The 19,360-nt window shown below is 61.3% G+C and carries 17 protein-coding genes and 1 pseudogene; 11 read left to right on the forward strand and 7 right to left on the reverse strand.

Features of this window, described 5'->3' with window-relative positions:
* The 3 genes from AB7933_RS11395 to AB7933_RS11405 are packed head-to-tail and all read right to left on the reverse strand — an operon-like array spanning position 1 to position 3,419.
* Complete coding sequence (locus AB7933_RS11395) at positions 1–2,280, reverse strand: TonB-dependent receptor (RefSeq protein ID WP_024074347.1); 2,280 nt, start codon at positions 2,278–2,280, stop codon at positions 1–3.
* A 24-nt stretch (positions 2,281–2,304) separates the two neighbouring features.
* Positions 2,305–3,009 (reverse strand): energy transducer TonB family protein, encoded by a 705-nt coding sequence (locus AB7933_RS11400; protein ID WP_024074348.1) that lies wholly within the window; start codon positions 3,007–3,009, stop codon positions 2,305–2,307.
* Positions 3,010–3,011: 2 nt separating this feature from the next.
* Positions 3,012–3,419 (reverse strand): ExbD/TolR family protein, encoded by a 408-nt coding sequence (locus AB7933_RS11405; RefSeq protein ID WP_017254317.1) that lies wholly within the window; start codon positions 3,417–3,419, stop codon positions 3,012–3,014.
* 190 nt (positions 3,420–3,609) lie between these two features.
* Here AB7933_RS11405 and AB7933_RS11410 point away from each other — a divergent pair.
* Together AB7933_RS11410 and AB7933_RS11415 are read left to right on the forward strand one after the other, a co-directional pair.
* A pseudogene (locus tag AB7933_RS11410) lies at positions 3,610–3,909 on the forward strand (GNAT family N-acetyltransferase); the annotation flags it as partial.
* An 11-nt stretch (positions 3,910–3,920) separates the two neighbouring features.
* The gene (locus tag AB7933_RS11415; protein WP_024074350.1) at positions 3,921–5,495 is read left to right on the forward strand and encodes an alkaline phosphatase D family protein; all 1,575 of its coding nucleotides are present in this window, start codon (positions 3,921–3,923) and stop codon (positions 5,493–5,495) included.
* Positions 5,496–5,535: 40 nt separating this feature from the next.
* Here the strand turns inward: AB7933_RS11415 and AB7933_RS11420 are convergent, their stop codons facing one another.
* On the reverse strand, positions 5,536–6,162 hold the full coding sequence (locus AB7933_RS11420) for a serine-tRNA(Ala) deacylase AlaX (protein WP_024074351.1): 627 nt from the start codon (positions 6,160–6,162) through the stop codon (positions 5,536–5,538).
* An 89-nt stretch (positions 6,163–6,251) separates the two neighbouring features.
* Here AB7933_RS11420 and AB7933_RS11425 point away from each other — a divergent pair, with 89 nt between their 5' ends.
* Positions 6,252–7,184, forward strand: coding sequence for a LysR family transcriptional regulator (locus AB7933_RS11425; RefSeq protein ID WP_041161134.1), 933 nt, complete (start codon positions 6,252–6,254; stop codon positions 7,182–7,184).
* A gap of 368 nt (positions 7,185–7,552) precedes the next feature.
* Here the strand turns inward: AB7933_RS11425 and AB7933_RS11430 are convergent, their stop codons facing one another.
* Together AB7933_RS11430 and AB7933_RS11435 are read right to left on the reverse strand one after the other, a co-directional pair.
* Positions 7,553–7,960: a PA2817 family protein gene (locus AB7933_RS11430; RefSeq protein WP_010567536.1), complete on the reverse strand. Its 408-nt coding sequence runs from the start codon at positions 7,958–7,960 to the stop codon at positions 7,553–7,555.
* 75 nt (positions 7,961–8,035) lie between these two features.
* Positions 8,036–10,483, reverse strand: coding sequence for an acyl-CoA dehydrogenase (locus AB7933_RS11435; RefSeq protein ID WP_041160880.1), 2,448 nt, complete (start codon positions 10,481–10,483; stop codon positions 8,036–8,038).
* Positions 10,484–10,684: 201 nt separating this feature from the next.
* On the opposite strand from AB7933_RS11435, the gene AB7933_RS11440 reads away from it, so the two are divergent.
* The 4 genes from AB7933_RS11440 (at position 10,685) to AB7933_RS11455 (ending at position 13,861) form a co-directional block, all read left to right on the forward strand.
* Complete coding sequence (locus AB7933_RS11440; RefSeq protein ID WP_024074354.1) at positions 10,685–11,344, forward strand: transglutaminase-like domain-containing protein; 660 nt, start codon at positions 10,685–10,687, stop codon at positions 11,342–11,344.
* Between the two features lie 56 nt (positions 11,345–11,400).
* Entirely contained in the window at positions 11,401–12,018 is a 618-nt protein-coding gene (locus AB7933_RS11445) for a glutathione S-transferase family protein (RefSeq protein WP_024074355.1), read from the forward strand.
* A gap of 134 nt (positions 12,019–12,152) precedes the next feature.
* Complete coding sequence (locus AB7933_RS11450) at positions 12,153–13,085, forward strand: ABC transporter ATP-binding protein (protein WP_024074356.1); 933 nt, start codon at positions 12,153–12,155, stop codon at positions 13,083–13,085.
* Positions 13,082–13,861, forward strand: coding sequence for an ABC transporter permease (locus AB7933_RS11455; RefSeq protein ID WP_024074357.1), 780 nt, complete (start codon positions 13,082–13,084; stop codon positions 13,859–13,861). Before AB7933_RS11450 ends, AB7933_RS11455 begins: the two co-directional genes overlap by 4 nt.
* A gap of 126 nt (positions 13,862–13,987) precedes the next feature.
* Here the strand turns inward: AB7933_RS11455 and AB7933_RS11460 are convergent, their stop codons facing one another.
* Positions 13,988–14,533: a TetR/AcrR family transcriptional regulator gene (locus AB7933_RS11460; RefSeq protein WP_024074358.1), complete on the reverse strand. Its 546-nt coding sequence runs from the start codon at positions 14,531–14,533 to the stop codon at positions 13,988–13,990.
* A 91-nt stretch (positions 14,534–14,624) separates the two neighbouring features.
* On the opposite strand from AB7933_RS11460, the gene AB7933_RS11465 reads away from it, so the two are divergent.
* The 4 genes from AB7933_RS11465 (at position 14,625) to AB7933_RS11480 (ending at position 19,355) form a co-directional block, all read left to right on the forward strand.
* The gene (locus AB7933_RS11465) at positions 14,625–15,818 is read left to right on the forward strand and encodes an MFS transporter (protein ID WP_024074359.1); all 1,194 of its coding nucleotides are present in this window, start codon (positions 14,625–14,627) and stop codon (positions 15,816–15,818) included.
* 43 nt (positions 15,819–15,861) lie between these two features.
* The gene (locus AB7933_RS11470) at positions 15,862–16,173 is read left to right on the forward strand and encodes a cupin domain-containing protein (RefSeq protein ID WP_024074360.1); all 312 of its coding nucleotides are present in this window, start codon (positions 15,862–15,864) and stop codon (positions 16,171–16,173) included.
* A 107-nt stretch (positions 16,174–16,280) separates the two neighbouring features.
* Positions 16,281–17,429 carry a TDT family transporter gene (locus tag AB7933_RS11475; RefSeq protein WP_024074361.1) on the forward strand — a complete coding sequence of 383 codons (1,149 nt, stop codon included), beginning with the start codon at positions 16,281–16,283 and terminating at the stop codon, positions 17,427–17,429.
* Positions 17,430–17,486: 57 nt separating this feature from the next.
* Entirely contained in the window at positions 17,487–19,355 is a 1,869-nt protein-coding gene (locus tag AB7933_RS11480) for an MFS transporter (protein WP_024074362.1), read from the forward strand.
* Positions 19,356–19,360: the final 5 nt, after the last annotated feature.

Here is a 19,360-nt window from a genome sequence, read left to right on the forward strand (position 1 = left end):
TTAGAAATTGGCTTCCAGGGACACCGTCACGGTGCGTTCCAGGCCGACGATGTAGGCCGGGTCGCCGTCGCGGAAACCACCGTAGGTGGCGGCGTTGGTCTTGGTGGTGTACACCCCGTCCAGGTACTTCTTGTCGAACAGGTTGTCGACGTTCAGGCGCAGGGTCGCGTCCTTGACCACCTTCTTGTCCACCGGCAGGTAGATACCGGCGCCGGCGTTGAACACGGTGCGCCCGGAGATGGCTTCATCGTTGGTCAGGTCGCCGTAGAGCTTGCTGGTGTATTTGCCGCCGAAGGTGCCGTAGAAGCGCCCGTCGTCATACCCGATGTTGGCTGCCAGCATGTTTTTCGGCACGTTGGCGAACTGCTTGCCGCTGGTGGGCAACAGGATCGCTTTGCCGGCGTTGTAGACGGTCAGGTCATCCTGCTGCTCGGCCTTGGTGTAGGTGTAGGAGGTGTAATAGTTGAAGTGGTTGGGCAGCAGGCCGCTCCACTCCAGCTCCAGCCCGCTGTTGTTGACGGAGCCGGCGTTGATGTCGGCGAAGTCGCCGTTGATGTCCTTGGACGACACCTGGCGATCCTTGAACTGCATGTAGAACAAGGTGGCGGCCACGGTCATGTCGTCGCCGGTGAAGCGCCAGCCCAACTCATGGTTCCAGCTGGTTTCCGGCTTGGAGTTGATCGAGTCCACACCCTTGTCGTACAGCACGTAGTTCTGCGGGATACGCATGTTGCGCGACAGGCTGTAGAACAGTTGGTCGCGTTCATCGAGCTGGTATTTGAGGCCAGCGTTGGGCAGCAGTTTGTTGTAGCTCTGGTTACGTTTTTCGGCTTGTTCGGTGAGGCTGCCGTGGTTGGTACCGTCACGCTTGACGTTCATGTACGCCAGGCCGGCCACCAGGGTCCAGTCGGGGGCGAAATACCAGGTGTCCTGTGCCCAGACTTTCTGTGCTGGCGTGACGGTGAAGCGGTCGCGACCCTGCACGGTATTGCCGTTGGCATCGACCACGGCGTCGCCGTCCGGCCAGGTGTCGGTGGGTTTGCCGTTGTTCTTGAGCGCAATGAACGGTTGGGTCTGGCTCTGCCGCGCGCGTTCGTACCAGTAGCCGAATTGCAGGCTGTGTTCTTCCAGGTCCCAGTTCAGCTTGGTGGTAATCCCTGGTCGCCACGTCTGCGTGCGCGAAGGGCGGTAGTACACGCCGGTGGTGGAGGAACCGTCGGCGTTGTACTGCGCTGCGGTAGGCAGGTTGCTCAGGTCGAATACGCCGCCAGCGTTCGAGCCACGGTTGAGTGCGTAGCTCGACGAGTTGACGCCGCTGCCGTTACCCCAGAAGTAATACGGGATCACCGACAGGGCCAGGTTATCGGCCAGTTTGAACTGGGTGTTGAGCACGCCGGTAAAGGTCTGGAACGGGTTCTGCGCCAGGGCGTAGTAGCTATTGAGCTTACCGTTGCTACCCACGGTCGGCGTGGCGGGGTAGGGGTCGTACTTAGGGCCGTTCTGTTGGAATTGGGCCTTGGTCAACTGGCTATAACTGTTGTTGTCCTGTTCGTGGTACTTGAGGATCAGGTTGGCGGTGTTGCCGTTGCCCGCATCGAAGAAACTGTTCCACTCGACCTTGTCCGCCCGCACGGCACCTGAACCACGCCACATCTCGCCTTCGGTGTGGGACACCGATAGCCAGTTGCTCAGGCCATTGACCTCGCCGGTATTGAGACGGGCGAAGGTCTTGCGCGTGGCGTTGCTGCCCATGATCTGTTTGACGAACGCGCCGGTTTCCTTGGTCGGGCGAATGGTCACGATGCCGATATTGCCGCCGCTGGAACCGATGTGCGGGCCGTCGGATTCGGCCGAGCCCTGGGTGACGAAGATCTGGTCGATGTTTTCCGGGTCGCCCAGCAGGTTGGAATACAACGCGTAGTTGCCGGAATCGTTGATCGGCATACCGTCCACGGACATCCCCACCTGATCGGAGTTAAGCCCGCGCATGGTGAAGCGAAAGCCCGAGAGGCCGGTGTTGTCTTCACTGGAGATATTCAAGCCCGGGGTGTACTTGAGCTTGTCGATCGCATTGCCGGTGGCGGTCTGTTTATCCAGGGCCTCCTTGGTCACGGTGGAGCGAGCCTTGATGCTTTCTTCCTGCACCATATAACCGCCACCGGCAGTGGCTTTGCCCTGAACCCCAATGGTCCCGACATCGCTGTCGCTGGTGTCGGCCATGGCCATGCCGTGGCCCATGCTTGCGGCAACGAGTGCCAGATGAATCCGTGTGAACCTCATCACTGTCGTCCTGGTGTCGGGTGCTTATTGCACGCTGTAGTTGAAGGTGGCGGTGAAGCGCTGCTCATTGCGCCCCCCGAAGGCTTGCTCGGGGAACGGCTTGACTTGCTTGATACGACGCAAGCTGTTGGTGGCGGCCCGGTTGAGCAACATGCTCGAGGCCTGGGTTTGCAAGCCGGAGTCGAGTACCCGACCCTGGCGGTCTACCAGCAGCCAGATCACGACCTCGCCGGTGGGGCGTTCGAGGGAGGCCTGGCGTCCGGTGGGGTATTGCTTGTAGGTGTCCAGCTCATTGCGCAAACCCTTGAGGTAACCGCCTTCCAGGGCCTGGCTGTCGACTTTCGGTGGCGCAGGCGGTGCGGGTGTCGGCGCCGCCGGGGCAATCACGGGGGGTGCCGGTTTGGCGGCGGCTACCGGTGGCGCGGTGGGCGCGGTTTTGGTGATCACCGGTTTGGGTTGCGGTTTTGGCTTGGGCTTGGGTTCCGGCTTGGGCGGTGGCGGCGGTGGGGCCTCTTCGTCCTCGATCACGGGGGGTGGCGGCTCTTGTTCCACCACCGGTTCCGGCACCACTTCGGGCTCCGGTTCGACCAATGCCAACTCGACCGCCGACTCGTCGTACACCGGCTCGACTTTCAACGTCTGGGACTGGATACCCAGTGCAATCAGCACCAGGGCGATCAGGGCCGGCACACTGCCGAGCAGCTGACGCGCACGAAACAGGACGTACATGATCAGGACTTACGCGTGGCAATGGACACGGAGGTAAAGCCACCCATACGCAGGGTGTCCATCACCTCGACCAGGCGCGACACTTCCACGCCCTTGTCGCTGTTGACGATGATCGTCGACTTGGTATCGGGCTTTTCTGCCGCCTTCAGCGCCGGTACCAGAGCGTCGACCGTAAGGTCTTTGCCGTCGAGTTGCAGTTGGCCTTCCAGGCCCAAGGTCAGGATGAATTTGTTCTGTGGCTTGAGCTGTTGTGAGCTGCTGGCGCTGGGCAACTGGGTCTTCATACCGAGCGCCGGAATCACGTTCAGGCTCACGAGTACGAAAAACACCAGGAGGAACATCATCACGTCGATCATCGGGATCAGTTCGATGTGTGCCTTGCGCTTCTTGGGTTCATCCCAGGTTCTCATTCCGCTACCCCGTTATTGAATTAGGGGCGACACGCTAGCAATGAAAAATGACCGAACGGTTAACTTTAGTTGACGTTTTGAGGGCTCTAGGACGCGTCTTACAGACGACTTACCGGTCATTTACGGGGTGTAACCAAACTGACACTCACCGGGGGCATTCTCAAAAAATTTACATCGAGGCGCCCCTGGAATGAGTAGCCAATTGCCACATCTCTCCACCTCGCGACTGCTGTTGCGAGCGCTGGAAAAAGCCCAGGCCGAGACGTTGTGCGCCCTTGCCAACGGGCCGAACGTTGCCGACAACACGGCCAGCATTCCGTCGCCGTACACGCTGGAAGACGCCCATGGTTTTATCGACGGCATGCAGGAAAAATTTCGTTCCCTGGGCTTGATTAGCCTGGGCATGCATCGGCGTGACATAGACGCGTTGGTGGGCATCGTTAGCCTGCGCATCAACGCTACTCATCACTACGGGCACTTGGGTGGCTGGGAGTCTCGGTCATGAGCGGCGAGATTGATCTTGGCCGCCGCCGGGTACTTGCCGGGCTGGCGGTGGCTACCACGTTTTCGATTCTCAGCCCGTTCGCCCGCAGTGCGGGAGTCGACTATCCGTTCACCTTGGGCGTGGCGTCTGGCGATCCGCTGCCAGATGGCTTTGTGATCTGGACACGCCTGGCGCCGTTGTTCAATGCGGTCGATGGCCAGGGTGGCTTGAGGCGTGCGGTGCCGGTGCGTTGGCGAGTGGCCAGCGATGCGGCGATGACACGCATTGTGCGCCAGGGCGAGGTGATGGCCACCGAGCGGTTTGCCCATTCGGTGCATGTGGAGGTCGCGGGGTTGGTGGCGGGCAGGCCGTATTGGTACCAGTTCGAGGGGCTGGGGGCGCAGAGCCCGGTGGGGCAGTCGCGTACGGCGCCGCCACGGGATGCGATGGCATCGGCACACGTGGGGTTTGTTTCGTGCTCGCACTGGGAGCGTGGTTATTTCAGCGCCTATCGCCACTTGGCGGCGGAGCAACCCGACCTGGTGTTCTTCCTCGGCGACTACATCTATGACAATTCCTATGCGGCCGATTCGGGCAAGATCATTCGTCCCCATGGCAGTGGCAATGCGGTGAGCCTGACGGATTACCGCAACCGCTACGCCCTGTACAAAACCGATCCGGACCTGCAGGCGCTGCACGCCGCGGCCCCCAGCGTGGCCACCTGGGACGATCATGAGGTGCAGAACGACTACGCCAACCGCTGGTCCCAGGACCCCAGGATTCCAGTGGCACAATTTCTCCAGCAACGCGCAGCGGCCTACCAGGCGTTCTACGAACATATGCCGCTGCGCGCCAGCAGCCTGCCCCACGGCTCGGACATGCGTATCTACCGACGCCTGGACTATGGACGATTGGCGCGTTTCCACGTACTCGACGGCCGCCAGTATCGCTCCGAACAACCGTGCATCCTCGCCAATGGCAGCCACCAGGGGCATGTAGCGGCCAATACGTGCGCCGACTTGCGTGACCCAGGGCGCACGATGCTGGGGTGGCAGCAGGAGGCCTGGCTGGACCAGGGCTTCGCCCAGTCCAAGGCGCAGTGGAATGTGATCGCCCAGGACCTGCTGGTGGCACCGCTGACCCAACGCGACCTGACCAGCCACATGCCTGGGCGCTGGACCGATGGGTGGGATGGCTATATGGCTAATCGTTCGCGGATGCTGGCGTCCATCGAGCGTCATCGGGTCAAGAACCCGGTGTTCTGGGGCGGCGATATCCATTCGTTCTGGGTCACGGACCTGCATGCCGATGGCGATCGCCCGGATTCACCGGTCGTCGCCACCGAGTTTGTCGGCACGTCGGTGACGTCCGACGGGCCGCCCTATGACGCCTTCACCCAGATCCTGCCGCTGAACCCCCATGTGAAGTTTTTCGACAGTCGCCAGCGGGGCTATGTGTCGGTGGCATTGGAGGCGCGAAAGATGCTGACGAACTTTCGGGTGATTACCGATCCTCGCGACCCGGCAGCCACCGTTTCGACGCTCAAGTCGTTTGTAGTGGAGCCGGGGCGGGCAGGGGCGATCATGGTCTAGGGCGTGCTTTTATCACTGAGTTTGCCGCTGATGGGTTGTGTCAGTTGATTTCGTAGCGAACGGACAACGCGCCCTTTTTCTCCGACAGCGCCAGGATCGTCACCTGGCCCAGCTCGCTCAACGCTTGCACATGGGTACCGCCGCAGGCATAGGCGGGCAGTTCGCCAAAGCCGACTTCCCGGGTGCCATCTTCCAGCGTCATATGGCGCGGGAAGTCGGCGGCGATCCATTGGTTGACCTGCTGCTGAATGGCTTCGGCGTCCATGGTCTGGGCCTGTTCGCCACGAATAAACGTGATCTTGCCTTCGCCTGGCCAATGGTGCGCCTTGATCGGCATCCAGCCGAGTGTTTCGCCGACATTGCCGATCAAGTGGCCGGCGGAATGCAGGCGGGTATGCAGGGTGCGACGTTGCTCATCGACCCGCGCCGTGATCGGGCCCGGTTCCACCGGCTGGTCGACATAGTGCACCACGCGATCGGCCTCTTGGGTGACCCGCACTACCTGACTGCCGCCAAGCCAGCCCGTGTCGAACGGTTGGCCACCGCCCTGGGGGTGGAAAATCGTCGATAGCAGGATGACGGCAAATTGCCCTGCGTGCGGCGTGCAGCTCAGCACTTCAAGCTCGGCGGTGAGGTGGTCGTGGGTGAAAAACAGGCGCTCGGTCATTCTCTACATCCGCATCAAGGTTCTGCGGGCAGTATAAATAGTGCGTGAATGAGTGATAATCCGCTGAATTATCAATGGACCTGTGCGTCATGAGCATCAATCTTCCCTTGCCGCTGCTGGGTGAAATGGCGATCTTCGTCAAAGTGGTGGAAGCCGGCAGTTTCTCCGCAGCGGCGCGGCAATTGAGTGTTTCGCCGTCGGCGGTGAGCCGGAGTATTTCGCGACTCGAACAGGCGCTGGCGACTCGCCTGTTGCAGCGCACCACGCGCAAGTTGCGTTTGAGCGAGGGCGGCGAAGAAGTGTTCAAGCGTTGCCAGGAGATGGTCAACGCGGCGCGCTCGGTGATGGAAATCAGCGGCCAGTTCACCCACGAGCCCGAGGGCCTGGTGCGGGTCAGCGTGCCCAAGGCGGTGGGGCGTTTTGTGGTGCATCCGCATATGCCGGAGTTTCTGCGGCGTTATCCCAAGGTGGATGTGCAACTGATCCTGGAGGATCGGCATGTGGACCTGATCGACGACAACGTCGACCTGAGCATCCGCATCACCGACAGCCCGCCGCCTGGGCTGGTGGGGCGGCAACTGCTGCCCATCGAGCACCTGCTGTGCGCGACACCCCAGTATCTGGCCGAGCACGGCACGCCTGGCCATCCCCAGGATTTGTTAGGACACAGTTGTATCTACCTGGGGGAAACCCCAGGGGATTCACGCTGGAAATTTCGCCAGGGCGGCAGGGCGGTGACGGTCGGCGTGCGTGGGCGTTATGCGGCAAACCACACGGGCGTGCGGCTCGATGCCGTGTTGCAGCATGTGGGGATTGGCAGCTTGCCGTATTTCACCGCTCGGCATGCCTTGGAGGAAGGGCGCTTGGTGCAGGTGTTGCCCGCGTGGGATTTTATTGCGTCCTACCATGGCCAGGCGTGGTTGCTGCATTCGCCAACGCGGTATCTGCCGCCGAAGTTGCGGGTGTTTATCGATTATCTGGTGGCGTGCATGGCGAAGGAGCCGACGTTGAGCCCCCGCTGAATCTCTGACGTAGCGCTGTCGCACAGCAAACTGGAAACCCTGTGGCGAGCGGGCCCGTTGTGGCAAGCAGGCCTGTTGTGGCGAGCGGGCTTGCCCCGCGTTGGGGCGCGTAGCGGCCCTAATACCAGTCTCCCAGTTCTACCAGAAGAAATGCGGTGGCCTTATTGGGGCTGCTTCGCAGCCCAACGCGGGGCAAGCCCGCTCGCCACAACAGGCCTGCTTGCCACAACAAGCCCGCTCGCCACAACAAGCCCGCACGCCGTAAAAAAGCCGTCATTTAAGAAGATATTTTAATTCTTAATCATCAGTGACTTATTTGAGGGTTGAGGGGCTTGCTCCCACATTCAGTTCAGCAGTGCCTTGAAGGATCAGTGCTTGCTCTGGTCCTGTGGCATGGCCAGCAGTTGCTTTTCCTGGTTCCAGTCGAACGGTTCGTCGTTCTGTTCGGCTTCGAAGCGACGTTCTTCCAGGGCCTGGTACAGGTCCAATTCTTCGTCGGGCATGAAGTGCAGGCAGTCGCCGCCAAAGAACCACAGCAGGTCGCGCGGCACCAGGTGGGCGATCTGCGGGTAGCGCAGGATGACCTGGCTCATCAGGTCCTGGCCCAGGTACTGGCTTTCGATCGGGTCGATCGGCAGCAGGGCGCGCAGTTCGTCAAAGCGTTCGAGGAACAGGGTGTGGCTTTCCTCGGGCACCTGTTCGGCTTCGCCGACGGCAACCAGGATACTGCGCAGGTGGTCGAGCAAGACGAGATGATCGGCAACGACGTTGGACACGAGATAAGTCCTCTAAAGCAAAAACGGGCGCAGGAGTATATAGCCCCAGCGCCCGTTTTTATATGACCGCTGGACTCAGCGGACCTTGCCCTCTGCCTGGGCCAGTTCTTCCTTGCTGAAATCATCCACGTCGATCACCTTGCGCCGTGCCGCCTCGGCGTCGCGCAGGGTCTGCGCTTCGGCCGGTTGCAGCACCCCGGCGTGCAGCGCCGCGTCGATGGCAGGCTCGCCGGCCGTCGGCTTGACCTGGCCGCTCTTGAGCGCAGCATGCAGTTTCTTTTGCAACGGATGACTGGTGCCGAGCAGGTCGTAGGCGTGTTGCAGGGCGCCTACGGGATCGTCCACCGATTGCGGGCGATAGCAGCCGGCCAGCAACTCCTCGAGCGTCGGGTCGCCCTTGGCGCGGCCGATGACCGCGGCCACCTCGGCATCCAGCGCATCGGATGGCCCCGTATGGCGACGGCCGAACGGGAATACAATCACCCGCAGCAGGCAGCCAAGCACCTTGCTCGGGAAGTTGCTCAGCAGTTCATCCAGTGCGCGCTCCGACTCGCCGAGGCTTTCTTCCATGGCCCAGGTGAACAGCGGTTCGAGGTGGTCCGGCGAATCCAGGTCGTGGTAACGCTTGAGCGCCGCCGAGGCCAGGTACATATGGCTCAGCACATCACCCAGGCGCGCCGACAGGCGTTCGCGGCGTTTCAATTCGCCGCCCAGCAGCATCATGCTCAGGTCGGCGAGCAGCGCGAACGCGGCGGCCTGGCGGTTCAGCGCACGGAAGTAGCGCTGGCTCAAACGGTTGCCCGGGGCTTTTTCGAAATGCCCGACACCGAGGTTGAGTACCAGGGTGCTGGCCGCGTTGCTCACGGCAAACCCGATGTGCTGCATCAGCAGGCCGTCGAACTCCTTCAGGGCCTGGTCGTGGTCTTCGCGACCGGCCAGGGCCATTTCCTTGAGCACGAAGGGATGGCAGCGAATCGCGCCCTGGCCGAAGATCATCAGGTTGCGCGAGAGGATATTCGCGCCCTCCACGGTGATGAAGATCGGTGCGCCCTGCCAGCTGCGACCCAGGTAGTTGTTCGGGCCCATGATGATGCCCTTGCCACCGTGTACGTCCATGGCGTGGCTGATGCACTCGCGGCCGCGCTCGGTCAGGTGGTACTTGAGGATCGCCGACAGCACCGAGGGTTTTTCCCCGAGGTCGACGGCATTGGCGGTGAGCATCCGCGCACTGTCCATCAGCCACGCATTGCCGCCGATACGTGCCAGGGCTTCCTGGATACCTTCGAAGGCCGACAGCGGTACGTTGAACTGTTCGCGCACCTGGGCGTATTGGCCGGTGACCAGGCTGGTGAACTTGGCGGCGCCGGTGCCGACGGCGGGCAGGGAGATCGAGCGGCCTACCGACAGGCAGTTCATCAACATCATCCAGCCCTTGCCGAGCATTTCCTGGCCGCCGATCAGGAATTCCAGGGGGATGAACACATCCTTGCCCGAGTTGGGGCCATTCATGAATGCCGCGCCCAGGGGGAGGTGGCGGCGGCCGATGTTGACCCCGGGCGTATCGGTCGGGATCAGCGCCAGGCTGATGCCGAGGTCTTCTTCTTCACCCAGCAGGTGGTCCGGGTCATGGGCCTTGAAGGCCAGGCCGAGCAGGGTCGCGACAGGGCCGAGGGTGATGTAGCGTTTTTCCCAGTTCAGGCGCAGGCCCAGGGTTTCCTTGCCTTCCCATTCACCCTTGCAGATCACCCCGGTGTCGGGCATGGCGCCGGCGTCGGAGCCCGCCAGCGGGCCGGTGAGGGCGAAGCACGGAATATCGTCGCCACGGGCCAGGCGTGGCAGGTAGTGGTTGCGTTGTTCGTCGGTGCCGTAGTGCAGCAGCAGTTCGGCCGGGCCGAGGGAGTTGGGCACCATCACCGTGGAGGCCAGGTCGCCGCTGCGGGTGGCGAGCTTCATGGCCACCTGGGAGTGGGCGTAGGCGGAGAAACCCTTGCCGCCATATTCCTTGGGGATGATCAGGGCGAAGAAACCGTGGGTCTTGATGTGCTCCCAAGCCGCGGGTGGCAGGTCCATGGCCTGGCCGATTTCCCAGTCGCTGACCATGGCGCAGAGTGCTTCGGTGGGGCCGTCGATGAAGGCCTGCTCTTCTTCGGTCAGTTGCGCCTTGGGGTAGGCCAGCAGTTTGTCCCAGTCGGGGCGACCACTGAACAGTTCGCCGTCCCACCACACGGTGCCCGCATCGATCGCGTCGCGCTCGGTCTCGGACATCGGCGGCAGGACTTTCTGGAACCAGCTGAACAGCGGCTTGGTGAAGTATTGGCGGCGCAGGTCTGGCAGCAGCAGCGGCGCGGCGACAAGGGCGATCAGCACCCAGAAGATCAGCAGCAGCCAACCCGGTGCGTGGCTCCAGGCGCCCATCGCCAGCAGGTAAACGGCGACCACGCCCAGGGCGGGCAGGGGCGCGGTGCGGCGGTGTGCCAGGTAGGCAATGCCGACCACCAGAACCAGTATCCACAACAACAGCATATTCAATCCTCCATGAAACCAGGGGCAAAACCACCATTGAGCTTAGTCGGCATCCGAGAAAGCGCGGTGATCAGGCGTTACGAGTGGTACTGGGAACACCGTGGGATCACCGATCACCAGGCGCCGACATTTGGCCGATTCGTCGTTATCTCCATGGCACACCTGTCGTTAAACTCCAGGCTTCCCTCGGAGATCAAGCTCATGGATACGTACCTGAGTCCCAGCCGCTTCATCGATAGTGACCACCCTGCCGTGGTGGAGTTCGCCGAAAAACACCGCGGTACCCGCACGGTTTTAAGTGACCAGGCAGTCGCCCTGTATTACGCCGTACGGGAGGCGGTGCGCTACAACCCCTACACCTTCAGCCGCGACCCAGGCACCTTGAACGCCAGCTTCGCCCTGGCGGCTGGCGAAAGCTATTGCGTGCCCAAGGCCACCTTGCTCGCCGCCTGTGCGCGGCACTGCGGCATTCCGGCGCGCATCGGCCTGGCGGACGTGCGCAATCACCTGTCGACGCCGCGCCTGATCGCGCTGCTCAAAAGTGATGTGTTCGCCATGCACGGCTACACCGAGCTTTATTTGAACGGCCGCTGGGTCAAGGCGACGCCCGCGTTCAACCAGCAATTGTGTGAGCTGTTCGATGTGCCGCCGCTGGAGTTCGACGGGGTCAATGACAGTGTTTTCCATGCGTTCAACCGCCAGGGGCAACGCTCGATGGAGTACGTGGTGGATCATGGGCAATTTCCCGATGTGCCCGAGGCTTTCTTCTTCGCCCATCTCCAGCAGTGTTACCCGCACCTGTTTACCGACGACATGCCGAGCCTGCTGGGCGATCTGCGCAGTGATTTAAGCCGCGCGTGAAGCGGCGTATGCTGCTGCGTTCATCCAGCCATGTTCATTCACAATAAGGCACGGTCATGCTGAAAATCTGGGGTCGTAAAAATTCATCAAACGTCAGGAAAGCACTGTGGTGCGCCGAGGAACTCGGCCTGGACTATGAGGCAATTGATGCGGGCGGGGCTTTTGGCGTGGTCGACACGCCGCAATACCGGGCGTTGAACCCCAATGGCCGGGTGCCGGTGATCGAAGACGGCGATTTTGTCCTGTGGGAGTCCAACACCATCGTGCGTTACCTCTGCGCCAAGCAGGCATCCAGCTGGTACCCGAGCGACCTGAAGGCGCGGGCCAACGCGGAAAAATGGATGGATTGGACCACGTCGACCCTCGCCGAACCGTTCAAGAGCGTGTTCTGGGGCATTGTGCGCACGCCCGCTGACAAACAGAACTGGGACGCCATCCACGCCGGGCGCCAGGCCTGCATCGATGCGCTCAAAACCGTCGACCAGGCCCTTGCCACCCAACCCTACCTGTCAGGTAATGAGATCGGCATGGGTGATATCCCTCTGGGCTGCTTTATCTACGCCTGGTTTGAAATGCCCATCGAACGCCCTTCGATGCCCCATCTAGAGGCCTGGTACCAGCGCCTGCAACAACGGCCGGCCTACCGCAAAGCGGTCATGACCGCGTTGACTTAATACTGACTATTAATACAGGTGACTGTACTTGTGCGGCGCGGGCAAGCACCATGCTTGTCATGCGCCGCCGTTGAACTACGTGGGCTGCGCCCTCATCTATTGTTCCTATTCCCTTCTTTGGTGCGTATTCCGATATGAGTTCCGCTCTGTCCATCCGGCAGCTAACCAAAACCTACGGCAACGGTTTCCAGGCCCTGAGTGGTATCGATCTGGACGTTGCCGAAGGTGATTTCTTCGCCTTGCTTGGCCCCAACGGTGCCGGCAAATCCACCACCATCGGTATCCTTTCGACCCTGGTCAACAAGACCAGCGGCACGGTGAATATTTTTGGCCATGACCTGGACCAATCCCCGGCGGCGCTCAAGCGTTGCATCGGTGTGGTGCCCCAGGAATTCAACTTCAACCAGTTTGAAAAGACCTTCGACATTGTCGTGACCCAGGCCGGTTACTACGGCATTCCGGCGAAAATCGCCAAGGAACGCGCCGAACAGTACCTGACCCAACTGGGCCTGTGGGACAAACGCGACGTGCCTTCGCGTTCGCTCTCCGGCGGTATGAAGCGGCGCCTGATGATCGCCCGCGCGCTGGTGCACGAACCGCGCCTGTTGATCCTCGATGAGCCCACCGCCGGGGTGGACATCGAACTGCGTCGCTCGATGTGGACCTTCCTCACCGAGCTGAACGAGAAAGGCATCACCATCATCCTCACCACCCACTACCTGGAAGAGGCCGAGCAGCTGTGCCGCAACATTGGCATCATCGACCACGGCACCATCGTCGAGAACACCAGCATGCGTAACCTGCTGAGCCAGTTGCATGTGGAGACGTTCGTGCTCGACCTGAAAAACAACCTGTCGGTACCGCCGCAACTGGTTGGCTACCCGACTCGCCTGGTCGACGGCCACACCCTGGAAGTCCAGGTGGACAAAGCCATGGGCATCACTGCGTTGTTCAGCCAATTGGCGACCCAGAACATCGAAGTGTTGAGCCTGCGTAACAAAACCAATCGCCTTGAGGAGTTGTTCGTGTCCCTGGTGGAAAAAAACCTGGCGAAGGTGGCGGTATGAGTTCTGAACTGCAACCCAACCTCGTCGCACTGCAGACCATTGTCTATCGCGAAGTGAAGCGCTTCACCCGGATCTGGCCGCAGACCCTGCTGCCACCGGCGATCACCATGGTCCTGTACTTCGTGATCTTCGGTAACCTGATCGGCCGGCAGATCGGCGACATGGGTGGCTTCACCTATATGGAGTACATCGTGCCCGGCCTGATCATGATGTCGGTGATCACCAACTCCTACGGCAACGTGGTCTCCAGTTTCTTCGGCAGCAAATTCCAGCGTTCCATCGAAGAACTGATGGTCTCGCCGGTGTCGCCACACACCATCCTGATCGGCTACACACTGGGTGGCGTGCTGCGAGGCTTGATGGTCGGTGTGATCGTGACCTTGCTGTCGCTGTTCTTCACCCACCTGCAAGTGCACCACCTGGGAGTCACCCTGTTGGTGGTGGTGCTGACGGCGACGATCTTCTCGTTGCTGGGGTTTATCAACGCAGTATTTGCACGCAACTTCGACGATATCTCGATCATCCCGACGTTCGTGCTGACCCCACTGACCTACCTGGGCGGAGTGTTCTACTCCATCACCTTGCTGCCGCCGTTCTGGCAGACCGTGTCCCTGGCCAACCCGGTGCTGCACATGGTCAACGCGTTCCGCTACGGCATCCTTGGCGTGTCGGACATCAAGATCAGCGTGGCGATCACCTTCATGATCGTGGCCACGGTGGTGTTGTATATCGGTTGCGCGAAGTTGCTGGTGAGTGGGCGCGGCATGCGTACCTGAGCACCGACCTGAACGTGGGGAAAAATGGGGGAGGGGGCTTGCTCCCGATAGCGGTGGATCAGTCAGTGCAAGGCTGACTGTCAGGCCGCTATCGGGAGCAAGCCCCCTCCCACATTTAGATGTGTGTCAGGCCTGCAATGCCAGCTCGATCAGCTCGTGCAGTTCTTCAACCGTCAGCGGTGTGCTCGAGAACAGAATACGAAACACCGTCGGTGCCGCCAGCAGGTTGATCAGGTGATCCACGCTGGGCGGTGGCGGCGTGTCGTGCGGGTAGCGATCGACAATCGCCTGGAACTGCCCGCTGAGGATGCTCACGCAGTACCCAGGCGTCGCCCGGCACTGCACATCGCGCATCATGTTGCGCCCCGGCTCCGAACTCATTTCATCCAGGTATTGCTCGGCCCAGGCTTGCAGGTCGCCACGCAGGCTGCCGGTGTTGGCCGGCTCGCTGTCGGGGCGCATGCGGGCCAGGGCCACGTCCGCGAGCAACACGGAGAGGTCGCCCCAGCGTCGGTAGATGGTTGAGGGGGTGACGCCCGCGCGCGCGGCAATCATCGGCACGGTGACACTGGAACGCTCATGGGTTTCCAGCAGTTCACGCACCGCCGAATGGACGGACTCTTGTACCCGGGCACTGCGGCCCCCCGGGCGGAGGCCTTCTTTTATCGCCATGGGTGTGACCTTAACACAAAGAATTTGCTTTAAGCCCTGATCGGTCGCACACTGCGCAAAAGCAAAATATTAGCTTTAGCGGAGCGTGCCCATGTCCAACCTGACTTCACACCGTTCCAGCCTGGTGTTCCTGGCGATCACTTTGCTGACGTTCCTGGCGGCTTCCAGCGCGCCGACGCCGTTGTATCACCTGTATCAGGAGGGCCTGCATTTTTCAGCGGGCATGCTGACCCTGATCTTCGGGGTATACGCTTTGAGCCTGCTGGTGGCGTTGCTGACCGTAGGTTCGCTGTCGGACCACCTGGGGCGCAAGCCGGTGATCTTCACCGCACTGCTCCTCGAGATGCTGGCGATGCTGCTGTTTATCCATGAAGACAGCGTGGCCTGGCTGATCGCCGCGCGGACCCTGCAAGGTTTCGCCACCGGCATGGCCACGGCGGTACTGGGTGCCGCGCTGCTCGATACCGACCGCCAGCACGGGCCGCTGATCAACAGCGTCGCGCCCTTGCTGGGGATGGCGTGTGGCGCCATGGGGTGCAGCCTGCTGGTGGAATTCGCGCCGTTTCCCACCACCTTGATCTACTGGACACTCTTGAGCCTGATGGTGTTGCAGGCCGTGTATGTGTGGCGCCTGCCGGAAACCGTCAGTCGGATCCCTGGCGCGTTGGCCTCGTTGTGGCCCACCTTGCATGTGCCGCTCCAGGCGCGCCGCGCGCTGTGGATTGCGCTGCCGGTGGATATCGCCGTATGGGCCATGGGCGGGTTCTATCTGTCCCTGGCGCCTTCGCTGGTGCGGGCGGCCACGGGGTCGACGTCCAATCTGATCGGCGGCGGGCTGGTAGCGGTGTTGACCTTGAGCGGTGCGCTGATGATTTTCAGCCTGCGCAATCGCCCGGCGGACAAGACCTTGCGCCTGGGCGCCGTGTTGCTGGCGGTGGGCGTCGCGCTGATCCTCAGTGCCGTGCACGCTGCCAGCCTGCCGTTGTTTTTCCTTGCGACGCTGATCGCCGGCAGTGGTTTTGGGGCCGGGTTCCTCGGCGCCTTGCGCAGCGTTGTACCGTTGGCCTTGCCCCATGAGCGCGCCGGCTTGATGTCGGCGTTCTACGTCCTGAGTTACCTGGCGTTCTGTGTGCCATCGCTGTTGGCGGGCAACCTGACGCGCACCTTCGGGTTGATCGCTACCACCGATGCGTATGGCGTGTCGCTGATCGTGCTGGCACTCAGTGCCTTGGCGGCGCTGCTGCTGCAGGATTACACCCGCACCAAGGCGACATCGAGCTCGTGATGCGCTCATAATCGGCGATCTCCGACCGCCTTGAGATTCAAGCATGAAGATCATCCGCAGCAAGGACTTCACCGGTAGCCGCGCCTGGGAGGCGCTGGATATCGCCAACATGAACGGCATCACCACCCGTTTGCACTGGACCGACCAGCCGTACCGCTGGCACGTCAACGATGGTGAGGAAGTGTTCGTGGTGCTCGATGGCCGGGTGCATATGCACTACCGCGACGGCGGCATGGAGCAGGTGGCCGAGTTGGCCGTGGGCGACATTTTCTACGCCGGCGTCGGCACCGAACATGTGGCGCATCCCCAGGGCCCTGCGCGCATCCTGGTGATCGAAAGCGAAGGCAGCGTTTGAGCGCATATCGGTAAAATAGATAACAGTTAGAGATATTACCCGTTATATAGATATTCGATCAGGTTCTACCATGGCCTCAACCTCATGCGAGGAAGAGGATTGCCATCATGACCTGCTCGAATACCATCAGCTACAAGCCCTTCAGTCACCTGGCCCGTCCCCGGGAAGTGATTCGCCAGTTCACCCCCAACTGGTTTGCCGCGACCATGGGCACCGGCGTGCTTGCGCTGGCCCTGGCTCAATTACCGTTCGACCTGCCGGGTTTGCGCGCCATTGCCGAAGGGCTGTGGCTGTTCACCATTGGCTTGTTCCTGCTGTTCAGTGCCCTGTATGCGGCGCGTTGGGTGATGTTTTTCCACGAGGCCCGGCGGATTTTCGGGCACTCCACCGTCTCGATGTTCTTCGGCACTATCCCCATGGGCCTGGCGACCATCCTTAACGGATTGTTGTTGTTCGGCCTGCCACGCTGGGGGAGTGATGTGCTGCCCCTGGCCGAGCTGCTCTGGTGGCTGGATGTGGCCATGTCCCTGGCCTGCGGCGTGCTGATCCCGTTCATGATGTTCACCCGCCAGGAACACAGCATCGATCAGATGACCGCCGTATGGCTGTTGCCGGTGGTCGCGGCCGAAGTGGCGGCGGCCAGCGGTGGCCTGCTGGCGCCGCACCTGGTCGACGCCCATTCGCAACTGGTGATGCTGGTGACCAGTTACGTGCTGTGGGCGTTCTCCCTGCCGGTGGCGTTCAGTATCCTGACCATCCTGATGCTGCGCATGGCCTTGCATAAATTGCCTCACGCCAATATGGCCGCATCGAGCTGGCTGGCCCTCGGCCCCATCGGTACCGGTGCCCTGGGTATGTTGGTGCTGGGCGGCGATGCGCCGGCTATCTTTGCCGCCAATGGTTTGCCCGGCGTCGGTGAAATGGCCAACGGCCTGGGCCTGGTGGCGGGTATGACCCTGTGGGGCTTCGGCTTGTGGTGGATGCTGATCGCGGTGCTGATCACCCTGCGTTACCTGCGCGCCGGTATCCCGTTCAACCTGGGGTGGTGGGGTTTTACCTTCCCGCTGGGGGTATATGCCCTGGCCACGTTGAAGCTGTCGAGCCTGTTGCACCTGGGCTTCTTCAGCGCATTTGGCAGTGTGCTGGTGGGCGCGTTGACGCTGATGTGGCTGGTCGTTGCCAAGCGCACTGTGCAGGGCGCCTATAAAGGTGAGCTTTTTGTTTCGCCGTGTATTGCAGGACTAGGGAATAAGTAAGCGCGATTAGGTAAAGTCGTGGCCTGATCAATAACAGGCCACGCAGGAACACGGACGATGAGCCACCCCTCACAATTCACCTTGCTGCGCACACGGCGTTTCCTGCCGTTTTTCATCACCCAGTTGCTGGGCGCTTTCAACGACAACATCTTCAAGCAATCGCTGATCCTGGCGATTCTCTACAAGCTCACCATCGACGGTGACCGCTCGATCTGGGTCAACCTGTGCGCGCTGTTGTTCATCTTGCCCTTCTTCCTGTTCTCGGCGCTGGCCGGCCAGTTTGGCGAGAAATTCAACAAGGATGCGTTGATCCGCGCGATCAAGATTGGCGAGATTGTGATCATGGCCGTCGGCGCGACGGGCTTTCTGTTCAATCACCTGGAACTGATGCTGCTGGCGCTGTTCGCCATGGGCACGCACTCGGCGCTGTTCGGCCCGGTGAAGTATTCGATCATGCCCCAGGCCCTGCACGACGATGAATTGGTGGGCGGCAACGGTCTGGTGGAGATGGGCACGTTCCTGGCGATCCTGGCCGGCACCATTGGCGCAGGGATCATGATGTCTTCCAGCCACTATGCGCCGGTGGTGTCGGCGGCGATCGTCGGCGTGGCGGTGCTGGGTTACCTGGCCAGCCGCAGCATTCCTCGCGCGGCGGCGTCCACCCCGCAACTGCGCCTGGACTGGAACATCTTCAGCCAATCCTGGGCGACTTTGCGCCTGGGCTTGGGCCAGACCCCGGCGGTGTCGCGCTCCATCGTCGGTAACTCATGGTTCTGGTTTGTCGGCGCGATCTACCTGACGCAAATCCCAGCCTATGCCAAGGAGTGGTTGTACGGCGACGAAACCGTGGTGACGCTGATCCTTACGGTGTTCTCGGTGGGCATCGCCCTGGGCTCGATGCTGTGCGAAAAACTCTCCGGGCGGAAGGTGGAGATCGGCCTGGTGCCGTTTGGCTCCTTTGGCCTGACCGTGTTCGGCCTGCTGCTGTGGTGGCATTCGGGCGGCTTCCCGCAGAACGTCCAGGCCAATGACTGGCTGGCGGTGCTCAGCTACGGCCAGGCGTGGTGGGTGTTGTTGGATATCCTCGGCCTGGGGGTGTTTGGCGGATTCTATATCGTGCCGCTGTATGCACTGATCCAGTCGCGCACCGCCGAGCACGAACGAGCGCGGGTGATCGCCGCCAACAACATTCTCAACGCGCTGTTCATGGTGGTCTCGGCGATTGTCTCGATCCTGCTGCTGAGCGTGGCCAAGTTGTCGATTCCTGAGCTGTTCCTGGTGGTGTCGTTGCTCAACATCGCGGTCAACGCCTACATCTTCAAGATCGTCCCCGAGTTCACCATGCGCTTCATGATCTGGCTGCTCAGCCACTCCATGTATCGCGTGGAGCATCGCAACCTTGAGCTGATCCCGGATGAAGGCGCGGCGTTGCTGGTGTGTAACCACGTGTCGTTTGTCGATGCGCTGTTGATTGGCGGCGCGGTGCGTCGGCCGATTCGCTTCGTCATGTACTACAAGATCTACCGCTTGCCGGTGCTGAATTTTATCTTCCGCACCGCGGGGGCGATCCCGATTGCCGGGCGCAATGAGGATATCCAGATCTACGAAAAAGCCTTCACGCGGATTGCCCAATACCTGAAGGACGGAGAGTTGGTGTGTATCTTCCCGGAAGGCAAGTTGACGGCTGACGGCGAGATGAACGAGTTCCGTGGTGGCGTGACGCGCATTCTTGAGGAGACCCCTGTGCCGGTGATCCCGATGGCGTTGCAGGGGTTGTGGGGGAGTTTCTTCAGTCGCGATCCGAACAAAGGCTTCTTCCATCGCATCTGGTCGCGCGTCGTGCTGGTGGCGGGTGAGCCGGTGGAGGGTCCGACGCCTGCGAGATTGCAGGAGGTCGTTGGCGCTTTGCGGGGGAGTGTCAGGTAGTTCTG

This window comes from Pseudomonas gorinensis, from assembly GCF_042015035.1.
Lineage (GTDB): Bacteria > Pseudomonadota > Gammaproteobacteria > Pseudomonadales > Pseudomonadaceae > Aquipseudomonas > Aquipseudomonas gorinensis.